General features: G+C 63.1%; 22 protein-coding genes. 10 read left to right on the forward strand and 12 right to left on the reverse strand.

Translation table 11 applies throughout. From position 1 onward, the window contains the following. Positions 1–6: 6 nt before the first annotated feature. Positions 7–933 carry a Flp pilus assembly protein CpaB gene (gene cpaB / locus EN943_RS04100; protein ID WP_245475576.1) on the reverse strand — a complete coding sequence of 309 codons (927 nt, stop codon included), beginning with the start codon at positions 931–933 and terminating at the stop codon, positions 7–9. 237 nt (positions 934–1170) lie between these two features. On the opposite strand from cpaB, the gene parE reads away from it, so the two are divergent. Continuing rightward, the gene (parE, locus tag EN943_RS04105) at positions 1171–3228 is read left to right on the forward strand and encodes a DNA topoisomerase IV subunit B (RefSeq protein ID WP_027036837.1); all 2058 of its coding nucleotides are present in this window, start codon (positions 1171–1173) and stop codon (positions 3226–3228) included. A gap of 45 nt (positions 3229–3273) precedes the next feature. After that, on the forward strand, positions 3274–5340 hold the full coding sequence (locus tag EN943_RS04110; RefSeq protein ID WP_127411610.1) for an FUSC family protein: 2067 nt from the start codon (positions 3274–3276) through the stop codon (positions 5338–5340). Here EN943_RS04110 and EN943_RS04115 read toward each other — a convergent pair. Beyond that, a complete protein-coding gene (locus EN943_RS04115) occupies positions 5337–6461 on the reverse strand; it encodes a DUF2336 domain-containing protein (RefSeq protein ID WP_127411611.1) in 1125 nt (374 codons plus the stop codon). The genes EN943_RS04110 and EN943_RS04115 overlap by 4 nt on opposite strands. Positions 6462–6612: 151 nt before the next feature. Here EN943_RS04115 and EN943_RS04120 point away from each other — a divergent pair, with 151 nt between their 5' ends. Next, positions 6613–7065, forward strand: coding sequence for a MaoC family dehydratase (locus EN943_RS04120; RefSeq protein ID WP_127411612.1), 453 nt, complete (start codon positions 6613–6615; stop codon positions 7063–7065). Positions 7066–7067: 2 nt separating this feature from the next. Further along, a complete protein-coding gene (locus EN943_RS04125; protein WP_127411641.1) occupies positions 7068–7949 on the forward strand; it encodes a CoA ester lyase in 882 nt (293 codons plus the stop codon). Here EN943_RS04125 and EN943_RS04130 read toward each other — a convergent pair. Both EN943_RS04130 and EN943_RS04135 read right to left on the reverse strand, forming a co-directional pair. Then, entirely contained in the window at positions 7946–8554 is a 609-nt protein-coding gene (locus EN943_RS04130; protein ID WP_127411613.1) for a flavin reductase family protein, read from the reverse strand. The two genes, EN943_RS04125 and EN943_RS04130, sit on opposite strands and share 4 nt — an antisense overlap. Continuing rightward, the gene (locus EN943_RS04135; protein WP_127411614.1) at positions 8555–9139 is read right to left on the reverse strand and encodes a nitroreductase; all 585 of its coding nucleotides are present in this window, start codon (positions 9137–9139) and stop codon (positions 8555–8557) included. 157 nt (positions 9140–9296) lie between these two features. Here EN943_RS04135 and EN943_RS04140 point away from each other — a divergent pair, with 157 nt between their 5' ends. Continuing rightward, positions 9297–10259: a hypothetical protein gene (locus tag EN943_RS04140; protein ID WP_027036844.1), complete on the forward strand. Its 963-nt coding sequence runs from the start codon at positions 9297–9299 to the stop codon at positions 10257–10259. 21 nt (positions 10260–10280) lie between these two features. Here the strand turns inward: EN943_RS04140 and EN943_RS04145 are convergent, their stop codons facing one another. The 4 genes from EN943_RS04145 to thrS form a co-directional block, all read right to left on the reverse strand. Then, complete coding sequence (locus tag EN943_RS04145) at positions 10281–10595, reverse strand: type II toxin-antitoxin system RelE/ParE family toxin (protein WP_127411615.1); 315 nt, start codon at positions 10593–10595, stop codon at positions 10281–10283. Then, positions 10585–10860, reverse strand: a complete 276-nt coding sequence (locus tag EN943_RS04150) for a type II toxin-antitoxin system ParD family antitoxin (protein ID WP_127411616.1) — start codon at positions 10858–10860, stop codon at positions 10585–10587. The genes EN943_RS04145 and EN943_RS04150 overlap by 11 nt, the downstream gene beginning before the upstream one ends. 104 nt (positions 10861–10964) lie before the next feature. Next, positions 10965–11903: a GNAT family N-acetyltransferase gene (locus EN943_RS04155; protein ID WP_127411617.1), complete on the reverse strand. Its 939-nt coding sequence runs from the start codon at positions 11901–11903 to the stop codon at positions 10965–10967. A gap of 84 nt (positions 11904–11987) precedes the next feature. Continuing rightward, positions 11988–13964 (reverse strand): threonine--tRNA ligase, encoded by a 1977-nt coding sequence (gene thrS, locus EN943_RS04160; protein WP_127411618.1) that lies wholly within the window; start codon positions 13962–13964, stop codon positions 11988–11990. A 202-nt stretch (positions 13965–14166) separates the two neighbouring features. Here thrS and EN943_RS04165 point away from each other — a divergent pair, with 202 nt between their 5' ends. Further along, positions 14167–15003, forward strand: coding sequence for an SAM-dependent methyltransferase (locus tag EN943_RS04165; protein WP_127411619.1), 837 nt, complete (start codon positions 14167–14169; stop codon positions 15001–15003). A 57-nt stretch (positions 15004–15060) separates the two neighbouring features. Here the strand turns inward: EN943_RS04165 and blaOXA are convergent, their stop codons facing one another. The 3 genes from blaOXA to EN943_RS04180 form a co-directional block, all read right to left on the reverse strand. Next, a complete protein-coding gene (blaOXA, locus tag EN943_RS04170) occupies positions 15061–15888 on the reverse strand; it encodes a class D beta-lactamase (protein WP_127411620.1) in 828 nt (275 codons plus the stop codon). Positions 15889–16022: 134 nt separating this feature from the next. Further along, complete coding sequence (gene yidD / locus EN943_RS04175; RefSeq protein ID WP_127411621.1) at positions 16023–16397, reverse strand: membrane protein insertion efficiency factor YidD; 375 nt, start codon at positions 16395–16397, stop codon at positions 16023–16025. An 84-nt stretch (positions 16398–16481) separates the two neighbouring features. After that, positions 16482–16640, reverse strand: a complete 159-nt coding sequence (locus tag EN943_RS04180) for a hypothetical protein (protein WP_127411622.1) — start codon at positions 16638–16640, stop codon at positions 16482–16484. Between the two features lie 91 nt (positions 16641–16731). Here EN943_RS04180 and EN943_RS04185 point away from each other — a divergent pair, with 91 nt between their 5' ends. Beyond that, the gene (locus EN943_RS04185; RefSeq protein WP_127411623.1) at positions 16732–17649 is read left to right on the forward strand and encodes a LysR substrate-binding domain-containing protein; all 918 of its coding nucleotides are present in this window, start codon (positions 16732–16734) and stop codon (positions 17647–17649) included. 518 nt (positions 17650–18167) lie between these two features. Here EN943_RS04185 and EN943_RS04190 read toward each other — a convergent pair. Continuing rightward, the gene (locus tag EN943_RS04190) at positions 18168–18614 is read right to left on the reverse strand and encodes an iron-sulfur cluster assembly scaffold protein (protein ID WP_013531981.1); all 447 of its coding nucleotides are present in this window, start codon (positions 18612–18614) and stop codon (positions 18168–18170) included. A 239-nt stretch (positions 18615–18853) separates the two neighbouring features. On the opposite strand from EN943_RS04190, the gene folE reads away from it, so the two are divergent. The 3 genes from folE to EN943_RS04205 all read left to right on the forward strand — a co-directional run bounded on the left by folE (position 18854) and on the right by EN943_RS04205 (position 21097). After that, a complete protein-coding gene (folE, locus tag EN943_RS04195) occupies positions 18854–19489 on the forward strand; it encodes a GTP cyclohydrolase I FolE (protein ID WP_127411624.1) in 636 nt (211 codons plus the stop codon). A gap of 90 nt (positions 19490–19579) precedes the next feature. Then, positions 19580–20041, forward strand: coding sequence for a phosphoribosyl-AMP cyclohydrolase (gene hisI / locus EN943_RS04200; protein WP_127411642.1), 462 nt, complete (start codon positions 19580–19582; stop codon positions 20039–20041). A gap of 84 nt (positions 20042–20125) precedes the next feature. Further along, positions 20126–21097 carry a patatin family protein gene (locus EN943_RS04205; RefSeq protein ID WP_127411625.1) on the forward strand — a complete coding sequence of 324 codons (972 nt, stop codon included), beginning with the start codon at positions 20126–20128 and terminating at the stop codon, positions 21095–21097.

The following is a 21097-nucleotide window of genomic DNA, read 5'->3' on the forward strand; positions in this document are numbered from 1 at the left end:
ACTGGCTTATTTCTGGTCCCGCGAAGGAACCTGGTATTCCTCGGCTTTCGTGCCGCGCGTTACGATGACCGTCTTGAACTTCGGTTTCTCCGGCTCTTTCACCACGGCGTCGAACACCGAGCCGGCCGCAGCCTGCACATCCGAGGCGACCGATCCGCCGAAGGAGGAGATGGTGGTGACGCCGTTCTTGCCGTCACCGCCTTCGCTGGCGGACCGAAGCGACAAGGACAAGGTGCCGACGGTGCGGGCCAGCGCCACTTTCTGCGCACCGTCTGTCGTCACCTCGATGGTCACCGAATTGGAAATCTGCGGCGTCGTCTGGCGTTCGTCGGCACCCTGCCCGACGCTCAGCACCTTGGCGTCGGCGACGACGATCTCGGAGGTGATGGTCGAGCCGGCGGCCCCTTGCGCATTCTTGGCCACTTCCTGAATTTCGCCGGCATCGCGCGTCAGCACCACGTCAACGCGATCACCGGGCGTGACGAAGCCGCCGACACCGGCGATCTCGTCGGTGCGGATGGTGACCGCCCGCATTCCGGGCGTCATCATGTTGGAGAGTGTCGCGCGGCCGTTCGGACCGGACAGCTTGGCCAGCAGCACCGGCTCGTTGACCTCGATCGGCGACAGCACCACGCGGCTGCCATCGGCGAGCAACGCATTGATGGTGGTGAAGGCGCCCTGCGGCACGGACTCTTGCGACCAAGGGATTTCGCTGAGCTGCGCGCGGTCGAGCGCCATGCCGTAGCGCAATGGGGCATTCGCCACCACGATGGTCTTGAACTCGACCTTCGGCACCACAGGTGCCGGGATTGACGACGTCTTCTCTTCGGAATCGGCCTTGGCCTGGCTTTTGACCCAGAAATCCGCGGCAAAGATCGAGATCGCCCCGAAAACGGCTGCGATGCCGATCATCGATATGGCCTTGCCCCTCACGCCGAAAACCCCTGATATCAGCAGTTTCTTATTTAGTTGGCCTCACGTTAGGCGGCATTGTTAAAGAATCAGGAATCCCGGGCGTTGGTAGCGGATCTATTCCGCCGGCTTGGTTATCGAATGGTTTTGGAGTAAGAGGGGCCAGATCCCCGAACGGAACAGGAACCTCGGTCGCTTGGCGCTGAAAAGCGTGGCAGTATCGCGAGGTGATTCGCAGCACCGGACCCTATGGCAGGCATGGACGACAACAACGATCTCTTCGGCAATATGGACAAGCAGCCTCAGCCGGTGCGTACCCCTGCGCGCCCGGCCGATCCACTGGTGGTGCAAGCCACCAAGCGTCCTGCCTCGACCAAGGACGGCAGCGAGGGCTATAGCGCCGCCGACATCGAGGTGCTGGAAGGGCTGGAGCCGGTGCGCCGCCGGCCAGGCATGTATATCGGCGGCACCGACGACAAGGCGATGCACCATCTGTTCGCCGAGGTCATCGACAATTCGATGGACGAAGCGGTGGCCGGCCATGCCACCTTCATCGATGTCGAGCTCTCGGCCGACGGCTATCTCGCCGTGACCGACAATGGCCGCGGCATCCCGATCGATCCGCACCCGAAGTTCAAGAAGCCGGCGCTTGAAGTGATCATGACGACGCTGCATTCGGGCGGCAAGTTCGACTCCAAGGTTTATGAGACATCAGGCGGCCTGCATGGCGTCGGCGTCTCCGTGGTCAACGCGCTGTCGGACCATCTCGAGGTCGAGGTCGCGCGGGGACGGCAACTCTATCGGCAAAAATTCTCGCGCGGCGTTCCCGTGACCGGCCTGGAACAATTGGGCGAGGTCCACAACCGGCGCGGCACAAAGATCCGCTTCCATCCTGACGAGCAGATTTTCGGCAAGGGAGCGGCGTTCGAACCGGCGCGGCTCTACCGCATGACGCGCTCGAAAGCCTATCTGTTCGGCGGCGTCGAAATCCGCTGGACCTGCGATCCGTCGCTGATCAAGGAAAAAGACCAGACGCCGGCCAAGGCGGAATTCCATTTTCCCGGTGGCCTGAAGGATTATCTCAAGGCATCGCTCGGCGACGACTTCCAGGTGACGCGCGAGATTTTCGCCGGCAAGAGCGAGAAACAGGGCGGCCATGGCTCGCTCGAATGGGCGGTGACCTGGTTCGGCGGCGACGGCTTCATTAATTCCTACTGCAACACCATCCCGACCGGCGAAGGCGGCACCCACGAGGCCGGCTTCCGCAACGTGCTGACGCGGGGCCTGCGCGCCTATGCCGATCTTGTCGGCAACAAGCGCGCCTCCATCGTCACTTCCGAAGACGTCATGATCTCGGCGGCGGGCATGCTGTCGGTGTTCATCCGCGAGCCGGAATTCGTCGGTCAGACCAAGGACAGGCTGGCGACGATCGAGGCAATTCGAATTGTCGAGACCGCGATCCGCGATCCGTTCGACCATTGGCTGGCCGACAACCCGCAAGAAGCGTCGAAGCTGCTCGAATGGGTGATCGCGCGTGCCGACGAGAGGGTGCGCCGGCGCCAGGAAAAGGAAGTGTCGCGCAAGAGCGCGGTGCGCAAACTGCGGCTGCCGGGCAAGCTCGCCGACTGCACGCAGAATGCCGCGGCCGGTGCAGAACTGTTTATCGTCGAAGGTGACTCGGCCGGCGGCTCAGCCAAGCAGGCGCGCGACCGCGCCAGCCAGGCCGTCCTGCCGCTGCGTGGAAAAATCCTCAACGTCGCCAGCGCTGGCAACGACAAGCTGGCGGCCAACCAACAGATTTCGGACCTGATCCAGGCGCTCGGCTGCGGTACGCGTTCGAAGTACCGCGATGAAGATCTGCGCTATGACCGCGTGATCATCATGACCGACGCAGACGTCGACGGTGCCCACATCGCCTCGCTGCTGATCACCTTCTTCTACCAGGAGATGCCGGCGCTGGTGCGCGGCGGCCACCTTTACCTCGCCGTGCCGCCGCTTTACTCGATCAGGCAAGGCGGCAAGGTCGCCTATGCCCGCGACGACGCGCACAAGGACGAGCTCCTGCGCACCGAATTCACCGGGCGCGGCAAGGTGGAACTGGGCCGCTTCAAGGGCCTGGGCGAGATGATGGCCGCCCAACTCAAGGAAACCACCATGGATCCGAGGAAGCGCACGCTGCTCAGGGTCGATGTAAACGAAATCGATTCAGCCACCAAGGACAGGGTCGATGAACTGATGGGCACCAAGCCGGAAGCCCGTTTCCGCTTCATCCAGGAACGCGCCGAGTTCGCCGCGGCGGAAGTGCTGGATATCTAGCCGCCAGCCGGTCCATAACAAGGCTCCAGTTGCGGAGACGAGCATGTGACCTGGGCGCGGCTGAAAGGCTATTTGGAGACGAGTTTAGCCGGATTGACGCAACCGACGCGCTCCGACTGGATCTTTGCCTTGCGCACCGTTTCAGCCGGCCTGATCGCGTTGCTGGCCGCCTATGCGCTGAAGCTCGACCACCCGCAATGGGCCATGATGACGGTGTTCATCGTCGCCCAGCCGGTCGCCGGCATGGTGCTGGCGAAGGGCTTCTACCGGCTGCTCGGCACGCTGGTCGGCGGCATCGCCGCGATCGGCATCACCACCACATTTGGCACCGGCCCCTGGGTGCTGGTGACTGTGCTTGCCGTCTGGATCGGCATCTGCACCTTCGTCTCGTCGCTGCTGCGCAATCCGGAAGCCTATGGCGCTGCGCTTGCCGGCTACACCGCAATGATCATCGGCCTGCCTGCCTTCGGACAGCCACACCTCGTCGTCGACCTCACGGTCGCACGCTGTGCCGAGATCGTGCTCGGTATTGTCTGCGCCGGCCTGACCAGCCGGCTGATCCTGCCGAAACTGGCCAGCGACGCCATCATCTCGCGCCTGAAACGCTGCATCCTCGATCTTGCCACCTATGCCGGCGGCGCATTCTCCGGCGGCGACCCGGCAACGCTGTCCGCGCTGCACCGAAAGCTGGTCGCTGACACCCAGACGCTCGGCGAGATGCGCGCCTATGCCAGGCTTGAGGCGCCGAGCTTCGCGCCGCGCGCCCATCCGGTCCGGCGCACCATCGGACAACTGCTCTCCGCGCTCTCTGCGGCACGCGCGCTGCATTCGCACGCCGCTCCGAAGAATGCCGCACTCATTCCGGTGCGTTCGGAGTTGCAGGCCCTTGTCGGTGAACTGGCCGCGAAGCCCGGTGCGCTGGACGACACCACGCCTTGGGTGGCGCGGCTCGACACCATCTCGGCCAAGGCCCGGCAAATACCCGATGCCTCGACCGATCAGGGCGACGACAGGGTCGGCACTATCACCCGCCTGACCATCGCCGCCGATTTCGCCGATGCGCTCAAGCAGGTGCTGCGCGGCCTCGACGCCCTGCGCGCGCCTGCCACGCGCCCGGTCAGGGGCAGCAGGCAGCCTGCGCTGGTGGTGCATCGCGATTACGCCGGCGCATCGCGCAACGCGGTGCGCGCTGCCCTTGCCACATTGCTGGTCGCGGCCTTCTGGTTGACGACGAAATGGTCGGAAGCCGCCGGCACGGTCATTCTCGTTGCCGTCGTATCGAGCCTGTTTGCTGCTCGCCCAGACCCCGTGCAGGTCGCCTGGGGTTTCTTCAAAGGGACGCTTCTGGCGCTGCCGTTTGCCTTTCTCGTCGGCCAGATCGCATTGCCTGCCCTGCCCGGTTTCGGCTGGTTCATGCTGTTTGTCGTGCCTATCCTTGTACCGACGGCGCTGGCCATGGCCAATCCACGCTGTGTCGGCGTGGCGACAGCCTTCGCCATCAATTTCCTCGCCTTCCTCAGTCCACACCAGGCGATGACCTACGATCCCGGGCCCTTCTTCGCCGGTTCGGCGTCGATCCTGGTCGGCATCCTGCTGGCGATCGGTGTCTTCATCGTCGTGCTGCCAGCCGATCCATGGCTCGCGGCCAACCGCATCGTGCGCGCCATGCGCGAGGATCTGGCGCGGCTTTGCCTACATGAGCGGGTGCCGAGGCGGTCGGCCTTCGAGAGCCTTGCCTACGACCGCATCAACCAGTTGATGCCGCTGGTGCAGAATGCCGGTCAGAAAGGCGATGCGGTTCTGGGCGGCGGCGTCGCCGCCGTCACCGTCGGCCTGGAGGTCCTTCGGCTGCGTGATGCGAGCCAAAGCCATGCCATCCCATCCGAGACCGCGCTTTCGATCGCCAACTTCCTGAGGGGGCTGGCGCGCGAACTGCTCTTCCGCGCCCCCGGCGATCCGCAGACATCGACCGTCACCGTCGCCCGGCAATATGCGGCAAGCATTGCCCAACGAAACGGTACCGGCGAATTGCTGCAGATCGCGGCATCGTTGCGCATCATCGCCGCCGCGATGGAGGATTTTCCGGATTTTTTCGCGAGGGATAAAGGCTAGGCCGCCGCTATCGCCAGCGCGTGGCCGCGCGCGTTTTCGCGCAGCGCGTCGAGATGGATCGACTTGACCAAGGCGGCGAGATCACCCTCGGCGGATTGACCGCCCGCTTCCTTGAGCATCAGCCAGCTTACCTCCTGCACACCGGCGACGCGCTTGCCGTTGGCGACCTCGCGCCAGATCTTCAGCGCGCGCAGGATGATGGCGTGCGTGGCGCCGGCGAGCCCGGCGCTGCGAAACAATGCCTGCAAGGCCACGTCGTGCCCGCCGGCCAGCAGCGCCCTCACACGTTGTTCGGACTGCTGGCTGAGCGCAACGAGTGCCGAGCCGAAGAAATCGACCTTGCCATGCGCGATGGTGCGGATGAGGAAGCTCGCGGTGAGGTCGCCACGCAGCCTGAGATGCTCGATCAAGGCCGCATGTTCTTCCGTGCGCGTGCCTTCGATCAGCGTCACCGAAGCCTTGACGCAGGCATCGCGCATGACGCGGTCGGCTCGCGCCGCGCCCATCATCGCCATCACCAGTGGCGACGTTTTCAACATTTCGCCGAGCTTGACGAGCAGCATATGCCGGCAGTCGGCAGGCAGCCTGATATCCGATATCAGCGCCTCACGCACCAGCGGCAGGTGCCCATGCCGTTCGGCCATGCGGCGGAAGCTGAGCGAGGCGATTTCGGCGCCGCTGTTGGCGAGCAGCATGGCGCAGGCGTCCGCTTCGCCGATCTCGGCGATGGCCGCCGACAGCGCCATCGAGACGAGTGGCCGGTCGGCGATCAATTTCTGTGTCGCCTTCGGACTTGAGGCCACGCGGTTGATCAGGTCGGCGTCGGTGAGCAGCGGCGAGCGCGCCAGCACCACGCCGGCGACTTCCGGCTGGTCGGAGGCCAGCACGCTGATGATCTGCATTGGCGCGTGGTGGCTCATCGACAGCGCCTCGGCCATCGCCAGCCGCACCTTCGACGAGGCATCGTCGAGCAACAGCGTCAGCGCCGCCTCGGCGGCGCAGCGGTCCTCGAAGGGCAATTCGGAATTGATGTAGGCCCGGGCCAGAGCGCTCGCCGCCGCGGCGCGCTCCGACACCTTGGCCGTGTAGATCCATTTCAGGAAATGCGAAACAACAACCATGCCCGTCTGCTTACGCCCCTTGCCAGAAGCTTCTGACCCCACTGACGACCGTAGGCAGAATTGGTTTACGAACCGTTCACCATGTTCATTAACTGGCTTGCGAGGCTGATTTGCAGCGCCTATCAACCGTCAAGCACCTGAGGAGAAAGAAATGGCCGGGCTTTATCTCGAAGAGTTCGTTGTCGGCCATGTCTTCCAGCACACGCTGCGCAAGACCGTTACCGAAAGCGACAACATGCTGTTTTCGGTGATGACGCTGAACCCGCAGCCGCTGCACATCGACTTCGATTTCGCAGCCAAGAGCGAATGGGGCAAGCCGCTGGTCAATTCGCTGTTCACGCTCGGGCTGATGATCGGCATTTCGGTCAATGACATCACCGTCGGCACCACGGTGGCCAATCTCGGCATGAAGGAAACCGTGTTTCCGCATCCGGTCTTCCATGGCGACACCATCCGGGTCGAGACGACAGTCATCTCGGTGCGGGAGTCGAAATCGAAACCCGATCGCGGCATCGTCGAATTCGAGCATCGCGCCTACAACCAGCATGGCGATCTCGTCGCCAAATGCACCAGGCAAGCAATGATGCTGAAGAAGGCGGCCTGATCATGCGCTCGCTGCTGTTCGTCCCGGGTGATTCCGAGAGGAAGCTGGAAAAGGGTTTTGGTGCCGGCGCCGACGTGGTCATCGTCGACCTCGAGGATTCCGTGGCACCGCACAACAAGGCGCTGGCACGCGAGGTGGCGGCGCGCTTCATCGTCGAGCGCAGAGCGCAAACCAGCTCGGCGATCTATGTCAGGGTCAACGACCTGTCGACGGGGCTGACGGACGACGATCTCGCCGCACTGGTTCCAGCGAAACCCGATGGCATCATGCTGCCCAAGTCGAACAGCGGCCAGGACGTGCAGCACCTGTCGGCAAAGCTCAGGGTGCGCGAGGCCGAAAACGGCCTCGCCGATGGCGCGATCAAGATCCTGCCAATCATCACCGAAACGCCGGCAGGCGTGCTGGCAGCGGCGACCTATGCGGGGATAAGTGCTCGACTTGCCGGCCTCACCTGGGGCGCGGAAGATCTGTCGGCGGCGATCGGCGCGCGCAGCGCCCGCGACGAGCGCGGCCGTTACACGGACGTGTTCCGCCACGCTCGCACCATGACCATACTCGCCGCCGGTGCGGCGGAGGTTGCGGCGATCGACACCGTCTTTCCGAACTTTCGCGACATGGCGGCCTTCGAAGCAGAATGCACCGAAGCCGAGCGCGATGGCTTCACCGGCAAGATGGCGATCCACCCCGATCAGGTGCCGGTCATCAACGCCGCCTTCACGCCGTCGGTCGGAGCCGTGAGACAATCGGCGGCAATCGTTGCCGCGTTCGCGGCAGCGGGAAATCCCGGCGTCGTCGGCATCGACGGCAAGATGTTCGACCGCCCGCACCTGCGGCTGGCGGAGCGGCTTCTGGCGCGGGCAAAGGCGGCGGGAGTTTTGGTTTAGTCCCTGTCCCAGCGTGGCCGGCGCATCGAAAACACCTCGTCGACGCTGGCATAGTCCATATAGCCGAGACGAGCGACATTGCCGGCCTTGGTGATGTCGAACAGGCCGTCCGTCAGGAAGGCGTCGTCGATATGCACGCCGACCACTTCACCGGCGACGACGACGGCACTTGTCGGCGATCCGTCCAGCGCCCTTGGCCGAAAAACTTCCGTCACCCGGCATTCGAGTGCGGCCGGCGCGGCCGCCACGCGCGGCGGCGCCACCAGGCGCGACGTCGCCATGGCAAGATCGGCATAGACGAACTCATTGACGCCGCGCGGTGCGTTGACCGATGTGCGGTTCATCTTTTCCGCGAGATCGCGGCTGACGAGATTGGCGACGAACTCGCCGGTCTCCTGCGCGAAGGAGGCGCTGTCCTTCTCGCCTTCAGAGGAGAACCAGACGATGAAAGGCCGCGTCGAAACGGCATTGAAGAAGGAGTATGGCGCGAGGTTGATTTCGCCAGCCCTGTTCAGTGTCGAAATCCAGCCGATCGGACGTGGCGCCACGATCGCCTTCGAAGGGTCGTGCGGCAGACCGTGGCCCTTTGAAGGTTCGTAGAACATTCAGCCCGCCCACGGCCCGGAATAATCGGCATAAAGCTTTGCCGGATCGGGCCGGGGCCGCTCCGGCGCCGGGCCGGCATAGGAGCCGATATGGATGAAGCCGATGACCCGCTCCTGCGGCGCCAGCCCCAGCAGCGCCCTGCCCTCCGGCACATCCGAATACCAGTTGCTGATCATGTTGGTGCCATAGCCCAGCGCGTTGGCTGCTATCGTCAGGTTCATCGCCGCCATGGCGCCCGACAGGAACATTTCCCATTGCGGGATTTTTGGATTCTCCCGGGGGATAGATACGACGCCGATCACCAGCGGCGCGCGCGAGAACCGCGCCAATTCCTGGTTACGGCGGCCTTCCGGCAATGGCCCCTCCCGCTGCTCGGCAAGTGCTGCCAGTTGCCTGCCGATCTCGACGCGGGCATCGCCACGGTAGAGGATGAAGCGCCAGGGCTCCAGGCGGCCATGGTCGGGCACCCGGGAAGCAGCAGTGATCATCGTCGCGATCTCCGCATCGCTCGGCGCCGGCTCCTTCAGATCGGGAATCGGTGCGGAGTTTCGGGTCAGTAGGAAATCGATGATCGGCGACGCCATGGGCGCAAGTCTCCTGGACATTCTGTTTTGAGCTGAAGCGCACCATCGGGGATTCGGGCGGCTCGGGCATTGGCGCGGGATACGCCGGACGGAAGAGTCGTATCGGTCGGACTCTTAAGCCTTGAAATTGCCACCGCCATGGGCTTCAACGCAAGGCATGTTTGAGGGGACTGTCCGTCTTTTCCTGATCTGGCTCGGCGCCCTGCTGTTGATGGCGCCGGTTTCGTTCGCCATGGCACAGAACGTCGACGGTGTCAGCGACCTGAAGCTTCCGGGAATTTCGAGCTACGCGACGCCGAAAGGCGAGACGTCACTGGCGCTGAGCGGCGGCGGCGCCATCACGCTGTCCGCCCAGTTGACCGACAAGGGTTCCGACATCACGCGCGGCATCGTCTGGCGGGTCTTCAAGCCCGAAGCCGTCAACGGCAAATTGCCGATGGTCGCCTCCTCCCATGGCGGCACCGCCGTCTTCCAGCTCGAACCCGGCAGCTATCTGGTTCACGCCTCCTACGGCCGGGCTGGAGCCACCAAGCGCATCACTGTCGGCAAGGACGCAAAGCGCGAAAGTCTCGTGCTCGACGCCGGCGGCCTCAAGCTCGACGCCGTGCTGTCCGGCGGCGTGCGCATTCCACCGAAGAAGCTGCGCTTTTCGATCTACGAGGGCACCGCCGAGGCCAATGGCGACCGCGCGCTGATCATTCCCGATGTTGAGCCCAACAGTGTCGTGCGGCTCAACGCCGGCATCTACCATGTCGTCTCGACTTACGGCGCGGTCAATGCGGTCATCCGCTCCGACATCCGTGTCGAGGCCGGCAAGCTGACAGAGGCCACCGTCGAGCACCACGCCGCCGAGATCACCATGAAGCTGGTGCGCGAAACCGGCGGCGAGGCGATCGCCGATACGTCCTGGTCGCTGCTCAATGAGTCCGGCGATCCGATCAAGGAAACCGTCGGCGCCTTCGCCTCGATGGTGCTGGCCGAGGGCGACTACACCATCATCGCCAAGAACCGCGACCGCATCTATCAGAAGGATTTTACGGTCGTGGCCGGGCAGAACCAGGAGATCGAGGTTCTGGCCACCGAGGCCGCGGCGATGGATCCTGAAGAAGGCGCTGATTAGTTCGCAATTCCACCAGAAGAATCAGGTGTCTGCGTCATCCTCTGAACCGGCCGGATAATCCCGTCCGCCGTAGAGCACACGCAGGATGACCACAGTGTCACCGTCGACCCGGAAAACGATCGACACGCGGCGTTCAAAACCGACAATGCGGACGCCAGGGCCAACGGTGTTGCGCACGGTCCCGCGCTCCGGGAAGGTGGACAGCGCCATGCACGCGGCCTCTATGCGGTCGACATAGTCGCCGGCACGCCGACTCCCGCTGTCGTTTTCGATGTAGTTATAGATGGCGAAGAGGTCGGCTTGAGCCGCCGGCCTGAAGACGATCTTATTTGTCACGCTTGGAGGCCTTCATGCGGTCCGCATGATAGGCTCGCAGCGCTTTGAAGACGTCTTCTGCCGGGATGTCCGGACGCGGGTCGTCAAGAGCTTCCTGGACCTTGGCACGCATGATCGCGGTGATGGTCTGCTCCTCCCGGTCGAGGGCGCGCAGCGCGGCGCGCATGACCTCGCTGGCGGAGTCGTAGGCGCCCGACGCCAGGCGTGCGTCGACGCTGCTCTGCTGGCGGCCAAGGGTCACGGTGATCGGTTTGCTGGTTCTCATGGCAAGTCTTCCTTGCCTCTCTATAGCACGAGACGTTACAGTGTCATACTATTTCCGCAATGGCGGCCGAAGCCGCCCCCTTGCGGGCCGGACGTTTGGCTGCCTCAAGCCGCCAGCTTGGTCCTTGCCGGCAGGAACGGAATCCGACGGCGCGCCACGACGGGCGCCAGGTCGAACACGCCGCGATAAAGCCGGTCGAGCAATGCCTTGCGGTCGCGCAATGGCTCCAGCTCATTCCAGCTCAGCACATCGCCGACGCGCACGTCTATCGCCTTGCCGGACAGCCGCGCGAATTCGTGGATGAGCAGCGACGTGCGCAGCGTCAGCGAGGCCTTGCCGACGAATTTCGCAACCCGGCCGTCGCGCTCGGCCATGTTCATCGGCCCGCTGACCAGATGAAACAGCCTGCCGTTCTGACCGGAAAAATGCATCGGGATGACCGACGCCCTGGCGTCCTGGACGAGACGGGCCGGAAACATCTTCCACGGCAGGTCGCGTGCCCGGCCAAAGCCCTTGGGCGCGGTGGCAACGCCGCCGGCCGGAAACACCACGATGGTGACGCCCTCTTTCAACAGCCGCACCGCTTCATGGCGCACGGCCATGTTGTTCTTGAGCGCGTCCTTGGTCTCGGAAAAGTCGATCGGCAGCGAGTAAGGCTCCATCTCGCGGATCTTGAGCAGATCCTTGTGGATCATCACCCGGAACGGTCGTCCGAGTTGCTCGGCCAGCGACAGCACGGCGATGCCGTCGCCGATGCCGAACGGATGATTGGCGACGATCACCAGCGGCGTGTCCGGCAATTGCGCGGGCGGCCACTGATCAGCGGTCCGCACCCGTACGTCGATCAGGTCGAGCATGCGGCTGAACACGCGCTCGCCGGTCGGCACGACCTGGCGGCGCCAGAAATCATAGAGTGCTGTGTAGCGGTCGCGGCCCGACAGGCCTTCGACCGAATGAATGAACCAGCGTGTCAGCGCCGGCTGGCGCGGATTGGCATAGGAAAGCTCGGGAAAGGGTCGTTCGCGCAATTTCAGCTTGAGCATGAGGGCTCGTTACAAGGTCGGCGTGACAGGGATATGAAAATGGCGGTGGAGCGATCCACCGCCATTTGGTCGAAACTACGCCGATCAGGCCGCGCGTTTGCGCCGGCGATCAGGTGTGATGGCCTCTTCGGTCAATTGCGCAATCGCCTGGTCAAGGCCAAGCGATTCCTGGTCGCGCGAGCCCAGACGGCGCATGTTGACCGTCTGCTCTTCCGCCTCGCGCTTGCCGCAGACAAGGATGACCGGAACCTTGGCCAGGCTGTGCTCACGGACCTTGTAGTTGATCTTCTCGTTGCGCAGATCCGCTTCCGCCAGAAGCCCGGCGGCCTTCAGCTTTGCCACCACCTCGGTCGCATAATCGTCGGCATCCGACGTGATCGTCGCCACAACCACCTGCAGCGGCGCGAACCACAGCGGGAAATGGCCGGAATAGTGCTCGATCAGGATGCCGAGGAAGCGCTCCATCGAGCCGCAGATGGCGCGATGCACCATCACAGGCTGCTTCTTCTCGGAATCGGATCCGATGTAGAAGGCGCCGAACCGTTCCGGCAGGTTGAAGTCGACCTGCGTCGTGCCGCACTGCCATTCGCGGCCGATGGCATCCTTCAGCACATATTCGAACTTCGGCCCGTAGAAGGCGCCCTCACCCGGATTGATCGAGGTCTTGATCCGGTTGCCGGACCGCGTCCTGATCGTCTCCAGGACGTTGCCCATGATCGCCTCGGCGTGATCCCACGCCTCGTCGGTGCCGACGCGTTTGTCCGGCCGTGTCGACAGCTTGACGCTGACTTCTTCAAAACCGAAATCGGCATAGGTCGACAGGATCAAATCGTTGATCCGCAGGCACTCCGCCGCCAGTTGCTCCTCGGTGCAGAAGATGTGTGCATCGTCCTGCGTGAAGCCGCGCACGCGCATCAGTCCGTGCAGTGCACCGGACGGTTCGTAACGATGCACATTGCCGAATTCCGCAAGTTTGACAGGCAGATCGCGATAAGACTTCAACCCATGCTTGAAAATCTGCACATGGCCCGGACAGTTCATCGGCTTCAGCGCGAAGACCCGGTCGTCATCGGTATCGTCGCCGGCGACCGTCACCTTGAACATGGCGTCGCGATACCAGCCCCAGTGGCCTGACGTCTCCCACAGACTCTTGTCGAGCACCTGCGGCGCGTTGACCTCCTGATAGCCTTGCTCGTCGAGGCGCCGGCGCATGTAGTTGACCAGGTTCTGGAACATCTTCCAGCCCTTGGCGTGCCAGAAGACGACGCCAGGCCCCTCTTCCTGGAAATGGAACAGGTCCATCTCGCGGCCGATCTTCCTGTGGTCGCGCTTCTCGGCTTCCTCCAGCATCGTCTGGTAGGCTTCGAGCTGCGCCTGGTCAGCCCAGGCCGTGCCGTAGATGCGGGTCAGCATCGGATTGTTCGAATCGCCGCGCCAATAAGCACCGGCCACCTTCATCAGTTTGAAGGCGTTGCCGATCTGCCCGGTCGAGGCCATGTGCGGGCCACGGCAAAGGTCGAACCAGTCACCCTGCGCGTAGATCTTGAGATCCTGATCCTCAGGAATGGCATCGATCAGCTCCAGCTTGTAGCGCTCGCCCTTGTCGGCAAACACTTTTTTCGCCTTGTCGCGCGACCAGACTTGCTTGGTGAACGGCTTGTTGCGCGCAATGATCTCGCGCATCTTCTTCTCGATCACCGGAAAATCGTCGGGCGTGAACGGCTCGTTGCGGGCGAAATCGTAATAGAACCCGTTCTCGATCACCGGCCCGATGGTCACCTGCGTTCCCGGCCATATCTCCTGCACGGCTTCCGCCAGCACATGTGCAGTGTCGTGGCGGATGAGTTCCAGCGCGCGCGGGTCGTCGCGGGTGACGATCTCGACCTTGCCGGAATTGCCGAGCGGATCGCTGAGATCGCGAACGGTGCCGTCGATCGCATAGGCGACCGCCTTCTTGGCCAGCGATTTCGAGATCGATTCGGCGAGGCCAGCACCGGTCATCGCCGCGTCGTATTCACGGACGGAGCCATCGGGAAATGTCAGGGAAACGGAATTCAGCATGTATATCTCCTATCCAGTCCCGCAAACGAGCGCGGGTGGTCGTGGGAAAAGCCGGATGCGTCCGGCAGCGGGCGGGTTTTAGAGGCAGTGCCGGCCCAGGTAAAGAGCGCTGACTGGTGTAGCTCAAGGAAATGTCGCCAAGATGTCGCAGGCTCGTCATCCAGGCTTGCAAACAGCCCCGCAACCGTCTGGAATTGTCGGCATGGAAGACGCTATACCCAGCCGAACCGCCCTTGGCGTCGCACGCATGAGGGCACTCCATCAGTTTTCACCGCAGGCAGCGCTGTTTCGCGATCCCTACGCGATCCCAATTCTGGGTGAAGCTGCTCCCGCCGCCCAAGAGCTTGAGCAGGAAGACGAACGCAGCCGGCGCATGCGCCTGTTCGTGACCGCGCGCGCCCGGTTCGCCGAGGACTGGCTGGCGGCGGCGGTCGGTCGCGGCATCAGGCAACTCGTCGTGCTTGGTGCAGGCCTCGATACGTTTTCGTTGCGCAACCCGTATCCGGATCTCAGCGTGTTCGAAGTCGACCACCCAGCCACGCAAGCCTGGAAACGCAAATGCATCGCCGATAGCGGCCTTGCCGAGCCACCCGCTACCAGATTCGTGCCGGTCAATTTCGAGCGGCAAAGCCTGCCCGCGGAACTGGTAGCGGCCGGTTTGCAGTCGACCGAGCCGAGCTTCTTCATCTGGCTGGGCGTTGTTCCCTATCTGACGAAGGAATCGATTTTCAACACGCTCTTCTGGATAGCCGGCGTCCCCGGCTCGGAGGTGGTGTTCGACTACAGCGAACCGGCTGAGAACCGCGACGCGGCGGGACAAGCTGCCCTGGCCTTCCATGCGGCTCGCGTCGCGTCTGTCGGGGAGCCATGGATCAGCTTCTTTGTTCCCGCCGACCTGGAGAAATCCCTGCGCGAGCTTGGCTTCGACGAGATTGAAGACCTCGAGCGCAGCGATATTACCGCGCGCTTGTCCGAGGCACCGAAGGGACCAACCGCCAACTCCGGCGGTCACATCATCCGTGCCCGCCGAAGCGCCTGAGCCATTCCAGGAAAAGTGTGCAGCGGTTTGCAGTCGGGAATTGCGTAGAGATCAGACTCATTTCACCAACAGCGGCAGATCCTTGAGGAACGCGGCCCGGGTCTTGAGGCCTTTGGGCATGTCGGTGCGGTTGGTGTCGACGACAAGCCGCGCAAAGACGATCTGTCGGCCATCCTTGTTCGCCCAGCCGACGAACCAGCCGAGCGAGCGCTTGTCCTGAACCTTGTCGGCATCGTTGCGCAGCCTGGTGCTGCCGGTCTTGCCTTGCACCGTCCAGCCTCCGGCCTGGAAGGTCGGGATGATGGCTGATGTCATGTCGTAAGCCCTGGCCGAGACCGGCAGCTTGCGGGCCAGCAGCTTACGCAGGAAATCGACCTGCTCGACCGGCGTGATCTTGAGCGAGGAATTCACCCAGGACTGGGTCAGGCCATCATTCTTGCCAGGATTGCCGGAAACGTCGGCGTTGCCATAGTCGAACTTGGAGACGTAGGAGGCAAAGCTCTCCGATCCAAGCCTGCGGGTGATTTCCCTGGAGAACCAGATAATCGAATCCCGCTCCCAGACCACCGGATCTACGGTCTTCTGATCCCGCTTCACCGCCTTGAATTCCGGCTTGTAGTCCCAGTTCGGCGTATGCTCGTCGCTCAGGATCCCGCTGTCATAGCCGATCAGCGACAGCGGCACCTTGAACGTCGATGCCGGGCTGAACCGCTGGTCGCACACTCCGTCCTGGTAAAGCGTCTTGCCTGTCGCTGCATCGGCGATCACCGTGCACTGCACGTCCCCAAGCGGCGCCGATTGCGCGCGCAGCGGAAATCCAAGCAACCAGGCGAGCAGGAACAGGATTCCGGCAAAGATGAAGGGAAGACGGTCGAAATTGCGCATTTTCTGCTCGCTCCAGAAGGGGTTCGCGAGCGGCTTAGCGAGGTCTCTTGTCTCGATTTTGTCTCAAATGCGCAGTCTTTGTGCAGGCTGTTGTTAACCCTACCGGATCGTAAATCCGCTATTCTCCCGGGCCATCATTCCTGCGCTTCGCCACGCTTGCTGCCGATCCGCCAGTACCGCCATGGCATGAACCACACGTAACGATCCGCCAGCTTCTCCGGCACGCGGTCGATGCCATGCGTGCCGAATGGCCCGCAGCGCAGCACGCGGAAAAATCCCATCCAACCGCCGGCCCACAGGCCATGGCGGGCGATCGCCTCATGCGCATATTCCGAACAGGTCGGCAGGTGCCGGCAGGAATTGCCGACAAAGCCGGACAGCGTCAGCTGGTAAAGGCGCACGAGCGACGTGCCGAGCAGACGGCCCGGCGTCTTGCGCCACGGGCCGGGCCAGTTGCGGCCGCGTCTTGGCGGCCCGGCGATATGCGCATGCCCATGCTGGTCGCGCACCACAGTCTCCGTATCGCGTTTCCCAGGCGATAGATGTGAGTTTCCACTGGAGAACGCAATCCCCGCTCCTTGCGCGCCCCGCCGTCACGGACGAAAACGGCGAAACGCCTGCCTGTCAGCCGAAAGCGCCCAGCGGCTGGGACAGGCCGGCTCCTCGCGGCGTTTTTCACGCTGTCTTTCATCACGCCATTGAAACGTAGCGATCCGCATGACATCGCCAAAGATGCTCAGCAACTGGATCATGATCGGTCTCCTTTGGAGCGATTAGACGACCGCTGGCCTTCGCCTTCAAACGAGTATAATTTCCACTTCGGATAATCCTGGGTTATGCGAAATGAAGCGTGGGCGCCTGCCGCTGACGGCATTGAGGAGCTTCGAGGCGGCTGGCCGGCATCTGAGCTTCAGCAGGGCCGCCGAGGAGCTTTTCGTCTCGCAGGCAGCGATCAGCCGGCAGATCCGCGAACTCGAAACCTTCCTGCGCCAGCCCCTGTTCGAACGTCACCATCGCCGTGTCGAACTGACCGACACCGGCCGGCGTCTGCTGGATCAGCTTGTCAGAAGTTTCGACGCCATCGACACCTTGCTCGGCGATCTGGTGGCGACACCGGCGCAGTCAGTGGTGCGCGTCAGTGTCGAGCCGTCGCTTGCATCCGTGTGGCTGGTTCCCCGGCTCAATCGGTTTCGCCAATTGCGGCCTGACATCGACGTCTCCCTCGAGGTCGATCCAAGGCTGATCGAGTTCCGCAGCGATCAGCCGGAGCTTGCGTTGCGCTTCAGCGCACACACCACCTCGTGGCCGCGCAGCCAGGCCGAGCGGCTTGCCTCGACAGTCGATTCGCCGGTCCTGTCGCCTGCGCTGCTTGCTTCTGGCCCTGCCCTCAGGAAGCCAATCGATCTTGGCCGCTACACGCTCTTGCACGAGGAGAACCGCCAGGGCTGGGCGCGCTGGTTCGAAGCGGCCGGCGTGCCCGCCGACGCCATACCCGCGCGCGGTCCGATGCTGGCGGATGCGTCGCTTTCAAAGCAGGCCGCCTTGCTCGGACATGGCGTGGCATTGGGCGATCTCTTGCAGATCGGCGAGGAAATCGCATCCGGCGCGCTGGTCAAGCCGTTCGACATCGACGTCGCATCCGGCGCCTATTGGCTGGTGGCCAGAAATTTGCGCGACCTCTCGGAACCGGCCGCCGCGTTCGCCGACTGGCTCAGAAGCGAATTTGCCGAAAGCAGGCGGGTGCTGGAAGCGCGGGTTTGAACCCGGTCGGGCTCCTGCTACTTTGTCTTCTTGCTGTATTTTTTCGAAGAGTTTGTCGAGCACATCCGCCGCCGGAAGCTCGCCCGAGGTGTCTTCTCCCGGGTCGAACGTGAGAATGATCTCGCGCCATATATTGTAGTGGGCAGCATAGGATGTCAGCCTGGGAAATGGAGCGCAGCGCATGATTGCCCGAACGGCGGTCTCGGCGACCTTTTCCGGGGGCGGCGTTACGGGACTGACGATTTTTGGCGGGCCGGCGAGCGATCCGTCCTTGTTCAGGCTGATCTGAACGCGCGCAACGCCTCTGGTGTTTACAGGCACGTTCCAACAGACCTGGATGGCCTTCCGGAGATAGTCACCGACATCTCGCTGGGTTGCCATGTCAGCGTCAGCTTTGCTCGAGCCGCCGCCCGACAACAGTGAAACGGCAAGGCCGCATGCGAACACAGGGCCGTGGCTGGAGCGAGTTCGTGGGCCTTCGCCCGACCTGCGCACCGTGGAAAGGCCAAATCCCAAGGTCAGGCCGCTTCTTCGGCGCGCTTCTTCTCGATCTGGCCGATCGCGTCGACCACGGCATCGAAAGTCAGCATGGTCGAAGCGTGCCGCGCCTTGTAGTCGCGCACCGGCTCCAGATATCTGAGGTCCGCGAAGCGGCCGTCCGGCGGGGCGCCATTTTCCTTGAGCATCTTCAGCATGGTGTCGCGCACCGCGCGCAATTCCTCGGCACTCGCGCCGACGACATGCTGCGCCATGATCGATGACGACGCCTGGCCGAGCGCGCAGGCCTTCACGTCATGGGCAAAGTCCGTGACCACGCCGTCCTGCATCTTGAGGTCGACGGTGACGGTCGAGCCGCATAGCTTGGAGTGCGCCTTGGCGGTCGCGTCAGGATGATCGAGACGGCCGATGCGGGCGATGTTTCCGGCAAAACCGAGAATTTTCGCATTGTAGACGTCGTTTATCATAATTTTCCAATCTATCGCCGCCAAGCGAACAGCGATTGCCGCTGTCGTGTCTTCCTTTCGCTCGCTATGACCTTATATAATGCTGGCAGTCCGGTATCGACAAGAACGACGAAGCCAATGTCCTTGCCGGGAAGTTCACGCCGCTTACGGGGCTGGAAACGGGGCGAGTTTCCGACACCGAAAGGTCGTGGTCCGTTCAACTCGTTCCTCCGCCGAGAGGGACTACGGGAGACGCCTTTATGGATGCCGTCATCAAGAAACTCATGCCACAGTCAGCCTATATGGAAAAGCCGGTCACCGACCGGCCAAGCGAAGCCGAAGTCGAAGCCGCCGTGCGCACGCTTTTGCGCTGGACCGGCGACAATCCGGACCGCGAAGGGCTGGTCGACACGCCCAAGCGGGTGGCAAAGGCCTACCGCGAAATGTTCGGTGGCTACGACATGTGCCCGGCCGAAGAGCTCGGCCGCACCTTCGAGGAGGTCGCCGGCTACGATGACCTGGTCATCGTCAAGGACATAACGTTCCATTCGCATTGCGAGCACCATATGGTGCCGATCATCGGCAAGGCGCATGTCGGGTATCTTCCGGACGGCAAAGTCGTCGGCCTGTCCAAGATCGCCCGCGTCGTCGATATCTTCGCCCACCGCCTGCAGACGCAGGAGGCCCTGACGGCGCAGATCGCCGGCGTCATCCAGGACGTGCTCAATCCGCGCGGCGTCGCCGTCATGATCGAGGCCGAGCACATGTGCATGGCCATGCGCGGCATCCGCAAGCAGGGTTCAACCACGCTGACCTCGACCTTCACCGGCGTCTTCAAGGACACGCCCGAAGAGCAGGTCCGTTTCGTCACCATGGTGCGCGGCGGCGGGGTCTGATCGGCCCTCGCCGGCCATCAGACCATGATCCCGAAAAGTGGAGACCGGTTTTCGGACAAGATCATGGTCAAAGAGGAAAATGGACCGGCGATGTCGGCACTGGAATTTCCAAAAGCTCCGTCAGACAAGAGAGCGCTCGAGGAAGGCGCGGTGTTCTCGCCGCGCTTCGATGCAGCCGGGCTGGTTACGGTCGTCGTCAGCGATGCCGGAGACGGCATGCTGTTGATGGTTGCGCATATGAATGCGCAGGCACTGGCGCTGACGCTGGAGACCGGCATCGCCCACTACTGGTCGCGCTCGCGCAACGCGCTTTGGAAAAAGGGCGAAACATCAGGCAATTTTCAGCATGTCGTCGAGATGCTCACGGATTGTGACCAGGATGCCATATGGTTGCGCGTCAAAGTGTTGGGCCACGACGCAACCTGTCACACTGGCCGGCGTTCATGCTTTTATCGGACGGTGGGGCTGGTCGACGGCAAGGGGACGCTTGCCGACGACGGCAGCAAGCCGCTGTTCGATGCGGAAAACACGTATCGGAAACCACCAGCTTGAACCTTCTGCCTGACACCAACCACACAGATTCATCATTTCGATACGGCCCGCTCGTATAGTAGCCGTGGGACAAGGGAGATTGTGATGCTCGACTGGGCGTCATTGCGTAACAGACCAGATGTCAGGGAGGCCAACGGCCTGTCCTCGTCAGGCGGTGCGTCCGAAACGAACTCCCAGAAGAAAACAGGCATTTCGCTCGCCCTGGGTGGCGGTTGCGCCCGCGGCTGGGCGCATATCGGCGTGCTGCGCGCGCTCGACGAAGCCGGCATCGAAGTATCGATGATCGCCGGCACCTCGATCGGCGCGCTGGTCGGCGGCTGCTATCTCGCCGGCAAACTGGACGAGCTCGAAGAATTCGCCCGCAGCCTGACCAAGCGCCGCATCTTCGGCCTGCTCGATCTCAATTTGCGCGGCAGTGGCCTGTTCGGCGGCATGAAGCTCGACGCCCGGCTGCGCGAGCACATGGCCGGCATTCGCTTCGAGGACCTTGCCAAGCCGTTCGTGGCGGTCACCTCCGAAATCCGCACCGGCCACGAAATCTGGCTGTCGAGCGGCTCATTGATCACCGCCATGCGCGCCTCTTATGCGCTGCCCGGCGTGTTCGAGCCGGTGAATTGCAATGGCCGCGTGCTGGTCGACGGCGCGCTGGTCAACCCCGTACCGGTTTCGGTCTGCCGCGCCTACGAGCAGCCGCTCGTCGTGGCGGTCAACCTTCACTATGATCTGTTCGGTCGCGCCGCCGTCATCAAGCACAGCGCCGGCGAGCTGGTCGTTGAAAAGGACGCGCCGCGGCCCGGCCAGATCGACGCAGAGCGCCAGTCGCATCAGACGCGACTCGGCATCACCGGCGTCATGGTCGAGGCCTTCAACATCATTCAGGACCGCATTTCGCGCGCCAGGCTTGCCGGCGACCCGCCCGACATGTCGCTGCAGCCGAAGCTCAGCCATATCGGCCTGACCGAATTCCACCGCGCCGACGAGGCGATCAAACTCGGCTATCAGGCGACGATGGCGCAGATCGGCGAACTGACCCGGTTGCAGACCGTTCTCGCCTGA

Source organism: Mesorhizobium sp. M7A.F.Ca.US.006.01.1.1, assembly GCF_003997935.1.
Lineage (GTDB): Bacteria > Pseudomonadota > Alphaproteobacteria > Rhizobiales > Rhizobiaceae > Mesorhizobium.

Excerpts from the sequence above, each read along its gene's own strand:
- parE (WP_027036837.1), top strand. The coding sequence starts at position 1,171 with ATGGACGACAACAACGATCTCTTCGGCAATATGGACAAGCAGCCTCAG.
- EN943_RS04115 (WP_127411611.1), bottom strand. The coding sequence starts at position 6,461 with ATGGTTGTTGTTTCGCATTTCCTGAAATGGATCTACACGGCCAAGGTG.
- EN943_RS04120 (WP_127411612.1), top strand. The coding sequence starts at position 6,613 with ATGGCCGGGCTTTATCTCGAAGAGTTCGTTGTCGGCCATGTCTTCCAG.
- EN943_RS04125 (WP_127411641.1), top strand. The coding sequence starts at position 7,068 with ATGCGCTCGCTGCTGTTCGTCCCGGGTGATTCCGAGAGGAAGCTGGAA.
- EN943_RS04130 (WP_127411613.1), bottom strand. The coding sequence starts at position 8,554 with ATGTTCTACGAACCTTCAAAGGGCCACGGTCTGCCGCACGACCCTTCG.
- EN943_RS04135 (WP_127411614.1), bottom strand. The coding sequence starts at position 9,139 with ATGGCGTCGCCGATCATCGATTTCCTACTGACCCGAAACTCCGCACCG.
- EN943_RS04140 (WP_027036844.1), top strand. The coding sequence starts at position 9,297 with ATGTTTGAGGGGACTGTCCGTCTTTTCCTGATCTGGCTCGGCGCCCTG.
- EN943_RS04150 (WP_127411616.1), bottom strand. The coding sequence starts at position 10,860 with ATGAGAACCAGCAAACCGATCACCGTGACCCTTGGCCGCCAGCAGAGC.
- EN943_RS04155 (WP_127411617.1), bottom strand. The coding sequence starts at position 11,903 with ATGCTCAAGCTGAAATTGCGCGAACGACCCTTTCCCGAGCTTTCCTAT.
- thrS (WP_127411618.1), bottom strand. The coding sequence starts at position 13,964 with ATGCTGAATTCCGTTTCCCTGACATTTCCCGATGGCTCCGTCCGTGAA.
- EN943_RS04165 (WP_127411619.1), top strand. The coding sequence starts at position 14,167 with ATGGAAGACGCTATACCCAGCCGAACCGCCCTTGGCGTCGCACGCATG.
- blaOXA (WP_127411620.1), bottom strand. The coding sequence starts at position 15,888 with ATGCGCAATTTCGACCGTCTTCCCTTCATCTTTGCCGGAATCCTGTTC.
- EN943_RS04180 (WP_127411622.1), bottom strand. The coding sequence starts at position 16,640 with ATGATCCAGTTGCTGAGCATCTTTGGCGATGTCATGCGGATCGCTACG.
- EN943_RS04185 (WP_127411623.1), top strand. The coding sequence starts at position 16,732 with ATGAAGCGTGGGCGCCTGCCGCTGACGGCATTGAGGAGCTTCGAGGCG.
- EN943_RS04190 (WP_013531981.1), bottom strand. The coding sequence starts at position 18,614 with ATGATAAACGACGTCTACAATGCGAAAATTCTCGGTTTTGCCGGAAAC.
- folE (WP_127411624.1), top strand. The coding sequence starts at position 18,854 with ATGGATGCCGTCATCAAGAAACTCATGCCACAGTCAGCCTATATGGAA.
- hisI (WP_127411642.1), top strand. The coding sequence starts at position 19,580 with ATGTCGGCACTGGAATTTCCAAAAGCTCCGTCAGACAAGAGAGCGCTC.
- EN943_RS04205 (WP_127411625.1), top strand. The coding sequence starts at position 20,126 with ATGCTCGACTGGGCGTCATTGCGTAACAGACCAGATGTCAGGGAGGCC.